This window comes from Chryseobacterium sp. CG10_8 (genome assembly GCF_058117085.1).
In genome coordinates, this window is record NZ_JBYVEB010000139.1 from 1 (window position 1) to 6,111 (window position 6,111).

A 6,111-nucleotide genomic window follows, 5' to 3' on the forward strand; every position below is an offset into this window, starting at 1 on the left:
TACAATTATTCATAAAAGTTATCCACCACAATCGATTGCACAATCGTTTGTTTTAAGAATATGATAAAAATTCGTGATAATTATTAAAAAATATGCAAAAAACGAAATATATTTGAGTAGGCTGATGACAAGTTAAAAAGAATCTCTTTTTAAGTGTCAGCAAAAAGTAGGATAGGCTATTGAAATTAAAGCTTTTCATTCTTAAAGACAATTTTCAAATACATGTGTTCAAGATGAACCAATATTAATGAATTTGCATAAAACAAAAAATCTCTAATCTATAATCAGAGACAAGGTCTTGCGGTTTGAAACAAAAATGTAGATCATTCAATAACAATTGAAGAGGTAAAAAAAATTAAATACAAAAAGCAATAAATATAACTACACTTAAAAATGTAGCTCAATAAAACAACATCAATAATAACCATATAAAACACCTCTAAAGAAAATCTACATTCAATGAAAAAAGTAATTCCTCAACTCAGCTACTGGCAAATATGGAATATGAACCTTGGATTCTTTGGAATACAATACAGTTTTGGGTTGCAACAGACAGCTGTTAATCCAATCTATACTTTTCTTGGTGCACATGCAGAGCAATTACCAATACTCAATCTTGCAGGTCCAGTAACAGGACTTCTAATTCAACCTCTTATCGGAGCAATGAGCGACCGAACATGGAGCCCAAGATGGGGACGTAGAAAACCTTACTTTCTTATCGGTGCTTTATTATGTAGTTTAGCCTTGTTCGCATTTCCTTTTAGTTCTTCTTTATGGATGGCAGCTGGTTTACTTTGGATTCTTGATGCTGCTAATAACACCGCAATGGAACCATACAGAGCCTTTATCGGAGACAAACTTCCTGAAAATCAACAAACGTTTGGTTTCCAAATGCAAAGTTTATTTGTCGGAGCTGGTATTACATTGGCAAATCTTTCTCTATTTATCTTTCAAAAATATTTGGGTGGTGATGATAACTCAACTGGGATACCAACTTGGGTTTACTATTCATTCTTTTTAGGTTCATTTTGTTCCATTGCTTCCGTTGGATGGTCGGTTTATAAAACCCCTGAAATTCCACCAACTGAGGAAGAACTCCAAAAATTACGAGAGGAAAACAAATCAAGAAATATTCTCAGTCCTTTTATTGAAATATTCGAAGCGATTAAAGACATGCCTAAAATACTTTGGAATTTGGCTTTAATCTATTTATTTCAATGGTATGCCTTATTTATCTATTGGCAATACGCGACACCACTCATCAAGAAAACCATTTATCACGTTTCTGAAGCTGATGAAGACAAAGCATCTAAAATTTTAGAATTATCCAAAACAGCTGGAAATACTGTTTCTTCTACAGATTTATCTTGGGCGCACCAAATCTCCCACTATGTTGAAACCGCAGTTGGACAAACTGGATTGATGAACGGAACTTATAACTTAGTAACCATGGTTACTGCACTACTTTTGGTGCCTTTAGCAGTTAAATATTCCACTAAAAGAGTACACATCGGATGTCTGATGGCAACAGCTATCGCGCTATTGTCAATGCCATTCATTGATAACGAATATTTGATTTTGATACCAATGGTACTTTTCGGAATTGGTTGGGCTGCGATTATGGGATTACCTTATTCCATGGTTTCTCCAAGTATTCCGTCAGAGAAACGAGGTGTTTATATGGGAATCATCAATATGATGATTGTTATCCCAATGTTAATACAAACAATATCTTTCGGATGGATTTTCAAAAATTTATTAGGAGGTAATCCAGTTAATGCAATGCTTATGGCTGGTGTTTTGTTTATTTTAGCAAGTATCTCAACCACATTTATGAAAGTAAAAAAGCAAGAGGATAATTCAATTAAAATTTAAAATTATGAAAACATTATTTTGTATCGGAGAATTACTTATCGACTGGATTTCAACAGACATTGATTCCTCATTAATTGAATCCGTCAACTTCATCAAAAAAGCAGGTGGCGCACCAGCCAATGTTGCGATTGCAGCATCCAGATTAGGGACAAAAGTCGCTTTCGCGGGAAAAATCGGAAAAGACCCCTTCGGATTATTTTTAAAAGAAACCTTAGAAAAAGATAAAGTAAATACCGACAACCTCTTATTATCGGAAGAACCAACAACTTTTGCCTTTGTTAGCATCAAAAAAGGTGGTGACCGCGATTTTGTTTTCCAAAGAGGTGCAGATGAATTATTAAAAATGGAAGAGGTGAAATTACCAAAATCCAATGCCGTTTTTCATTTTGGTTCTGCAACTGGATTTTTGGGAGGTGACCTAACCGATACTTATCTTAAAGCTTTAGAATACGCACATAAAAAAGACTTCTTCATCAGTTTTGATCCTAATTACAGATCAGTTTTGTGGAATCAAAATATTTCAGAATTTATAAAACTAAGCCATGAATTTATCAATAAATCCGATTTTATAAAACTTTCTGATGAAGAAGCTCTTTTAATTTCAGGCAAAAAGGATTTGAAGCAAGCTATTGAAAGTTTCAAAATAAAAGAGAATGCTATTATTTGCGTCACTTTAGGTAAAAAAGGCACGCTTCTACACTATCAAAATCATTCCGAAATTATCCCAAGTATTGTGGTTGAAGCCGTTGATACTACTGGTGCAGGTGATGCTTTTGTAGGTGCCATGTTGAAGCAAATCTGTGAAAAAAGTCCTGATAACTACGAAGTATTAAAAGCTTTCGTACGGTTTGCGAATATCGTAGCTGGTATTTCAACAACAGAATTTGGGGCACTCGAAGCCCTTCCTACTCAAGAAAAAATTTCTAAATCTTTACATTTACTATAATGCAACAAGCTCATAAACTTTCGTTTTTACGTCGACATTTAGCTCAAAAAAACATTACAGACCCTGCTTTTTTGATGCGAATTGGTGCCAATTTCCCAATTGTATATGATTTATTTGAAGAGCTTTACGCTCATCATCCTTACAAAGATGAAGCTTTTGAAAACCTATTTGAAGTATTGACTCGCAATTTTGAAAATCGCCCCGAAGGATTAAAAGCTCTTGACCTTGAACGCATGAGCAATCCTGATTGGTTTTGTTCGGAAAAAATGGTGGGAATGATGTTGTATGTGGAGCGTTTCAATAAAGATTTCAAAGGTTTACAAGAAAAACTCCCTTATCTTAAAGATTTAGGAATTAACACTTTGCATTTAATGCCGTTTTTGGATGTAGCGGATACAGAAAACGACGGTGGTTACTCTGTAAAAGACTATCGCAAGATAAGACCAAGCCTCGGAACAATGGAAGATTTCGAAAATTTTACGAAAGAACTTCATAACCAAAAAATGAGTGTCGTTGCCGATTTTGTACTTAATCACTCTGCAGATTCTCATGAATGGGCGATGAAAGCCAAACAGGGGGATGAAAAATACAAAGAGTATTTCTATTTCTTCAAAGGTCGAGAAATCCCAGATGAATACGAGAAAACCATGACCGAAATATTTCCGGACACAGCCCCTGGAAATTTCACTTGGGTTGAAGAACAAAAGGAATGGGTAATGACACTCTTCCACAATTACCAATGGGATTTGAATTACAAAAACCCACGCCTTTTAGTGGAAATGATTGACAATATGCTCTTCCTTGCTAATAAAGGAGTCGATATTATGAGATTAGACGCGGTAGCTTATATGTGGAAAGAATTGGGGAAACATAACCAAAATTTACCTCAAGTCCATACGCTCCTTCAAATCTTCAAATCATGTGGACAAATGGTTGCTCCAGCAGTGGCTTATATCGCGGAAGCCATTGTTGCTCCTAATGAAATTATTAAATATTTTGGAGAAGGAATCTCTCAAGGAGACGAATGCGATATTGCTTATAATGCGACATTCATGGCACTTACTTGGGAAGCCATCGCAAGTCAAAATACCGATTTGCTAATGAAATCCGTAAGGGTGATTCCTAAAAAGCCAGAACATACCACTTGGATTAATTACGCACGATGTCATGACGATATAGGATTAGGTTTCGAAGACAGACTCATTAATGAAATGATTAAAGACCCTCTAAAACACCGATTGTATATGTTGGAATACTATTGCGATGAAACGGTCTCTTGTAGTCGCGGAAAACGTTTTATGCAAGAAGCTAATGGCAATGCACGTCTTAGTGGATCTATGGCAAGTCTTTGTGGATTAGAGAAAGCTTTGGAACTAAATAAAGAATCAGAAATTAATTTAGCTTTAAAAAGGATTAATCTTCAACACGCTATCATTCTTTCACTTGGTGGAATCCCAATGATATACAGTGGAGACGAAATTGCGACGACCAACAATTATGACTACCTCAATCATGAAGACCAGAAACACGATAATCGCTGGCTTCATCGACCAATTATGAATTGGGAGATTGCTGAAAATATGGAAGAACACCCTGTTCAAAAAAGTGTTTTTGATGAGTTGCAAAAAATGATTGCCATCAGAAAAGAAACGCCAGCTTTCGCAGACCACAATGATTTAGAATACATAGACACTCATAATCCATTGCTTTTGGCTTTCAGAAAAACTGACGTTAATACTGGTAAATACGTTTGGGTTATTGCTAATTTTTCACATTATGACACCATTTTCCCAGATTGGATTGTTGGTTTCAACCGAAAAGTCAAAAACTTACTAAACGATGAAACCTTTAATTTACTAAAGGACAATTATATTGGAAGTTATAGTGTCTTATGGATTCAAGACGTAACAGAATAATTATTATTTTTAATTTTAGTAGAATAGTGTAACCCCTATTACCTATTCCAAAAAAAATCGACAGGCTCTGGTCTGTCGATTTTATTTATACTATTAATCCTTATCAAGAAAGGAAATATTGCGCTGTAGACCAGCAAATTTAGTTCGCTTGACAGGTGATTTTCTGAAAATCTCCGAAAACAATTCTTGGGTAAGTTCCATCCATTCTTTTTTTCTAAAAGTTCTTAAATATTCGTTAGGTTTGAATTTAGATTGCTGGTGCGGACTCGAAAATCGGTTCCACGGACACACATCTTGACAGATATCGCAACCAAACATCCAATCTTCCATCTTATTCTGAAACTCATTGGGAATCTCGTTTTTCAACTCAATCGTTGCGTAAGATATGCATTTGCTGCCATCAACGATACGGTCAGACACGATGGCGTTGGTTGGACAAGCATCAATACAGGCGGTGCAAGTACCACAATGATCAGTTGTTGGACCATCTTCTTCAAGATCTAAATCACAAATTATTTCCGCCAAAAAAAAGAAAGAACCAGATTTCTTAGTGATAAGATTAGCATTTTTGCCAACCCAACCAATCCCTGCTTTACGAGCCCAACTTCTTTCTAAAACTGGCGCAGAATCGACAAAAACCCGAAAATGAAAATCTCCTATTTCCATTTGTAATTCAGCCAACATTTCTTTCAAAATATCTTTGATGACTTCATGATAATCTTCTCCGTAAGCATATTTTGAGATTTTAAAATTATTTAAAGTAGAAATCTCAGCTTCAGGAAAATAGTTATAAGCAAGAGAAATCACCGATTTTGAGCCTTCAACCAACAAAGTTGGATCCAATCTTTTATCAAAATAATTCTCCATATACTGCATTTCGCCATGATAATTCTGCTTCAAAAAAGCTTCCAAAGGTTTTGCGTCTTCCTCTAAGAAACCAGCTTTTGAAATTCCACAGCTTTGAAATCCAAACTTTTTCGCTTTGGATTTTATTAAGTCTGAATATTTTTTTCTGTTATGTAGCATTGGTTACTGTGCGAAGATACTTCAAATTATAATTTTGCCGAAAAATTTAATTAAAGATGAATATACAAGATGTAATAGAAAAAGGAAATTATACACTTATTGATGTTCGAGAACCCATCGAGCTACAAATGGATGGTGCCATTGAAGGCGCAATTAACATCCCTTTGCAAACAATTCCAGAAAAACTAGAAGAAATCAAAAATATTGAAGGGCCTAAAATCATCTTTTGTCGCTCTGGCGGAAGGTCGGGAAGCGCAGTACAATTCTTGACCACTAATAACATACCTGAACTGTACAACGGAGGTGGATTTATGATGTTGAACTATATGTTGCAGAGTGAAAAAAATT

Annotated in this window: 5 protein-coding genes; 4 read left to right on the forward strand and 1 reads right to left on the reverse strand. The window is 35.2% G+C overall.

What is annotated here, in order from left to right:
• Positions 1–459: 459 nt before the first annotated feature.
• Genes AC4AGG_RS14915 through AC4AGG_RS14925 form a run of 3 tightly spaced genes read left to right on the forward strand, consistent with a single transcriptional unit; the run spans position 460 to position 4,737 of the window.
• Positions 460–1,875, forward strand: coding sequence for an MFS transporter (locus tag AC4AGG_RS14915; RefSeq protein WP_489772813.1), 1,416 nt, complete (start codon positions 460–462; stop codon positions 1,873–1,875).
• A gap of 4 nt (positions 1,876–1,879) precedes the next feature.
• Positions 1,880–2,821: a carbohydrate kinase family protein gene (locus tag AC4AGG_RS14920; protein ID WP_489772814.1), complete on the forward strand. Its 942-nt coding sequence runs from the start codon at positions 1,880–1,882 to the stop codon at positions 2,819–2,821.
• Positions 2,821–4,737, forward strand: a complete 1,917-nt coding sequence (locus AC4AGG_RS14925) for an alpha-amylase family protein (RefSeq protein WP_489772815.1) — start codon at positions 2,821–2,823, stop codon at positions 4,735–4,737. The genes AC4AGG_RS14920 and AC4AGG_RS14925 overlap by 1 nt, the downstream gene beginning before the upstream one ends.
• 93 nt (positions 4,738–4,830) lie before the next feature.
• On the opposite strand, the gene queG is transcribed toward AC4AGG_RS14925, so the two are convergent.
• Complete coding sequence (gene queG, locus AC4AGG_RS14930; protein ID WP_489772816.1) at positions 4,831–5,763, reverse strand: tRNA epoxyqueuosine(34) reductase QueG; 933 nt, start codon at positions 5,761–5,763, stop codon at positions 4,831–4,833.
• Positions 5,764–5,819: 56 nt separating this feature from the next.
• Here queG and AC4AGG_RS14935 point away from each other — a divergent pair.
• Positions 5,820–6,111 (forward strand): rhodanese-like domain-containing protein (locus tag AC4AGG_RS14935; RefSeq protein ID WP_489772817.1); only part of this gene is annotated, 292 nt, incomplete at its 3' end.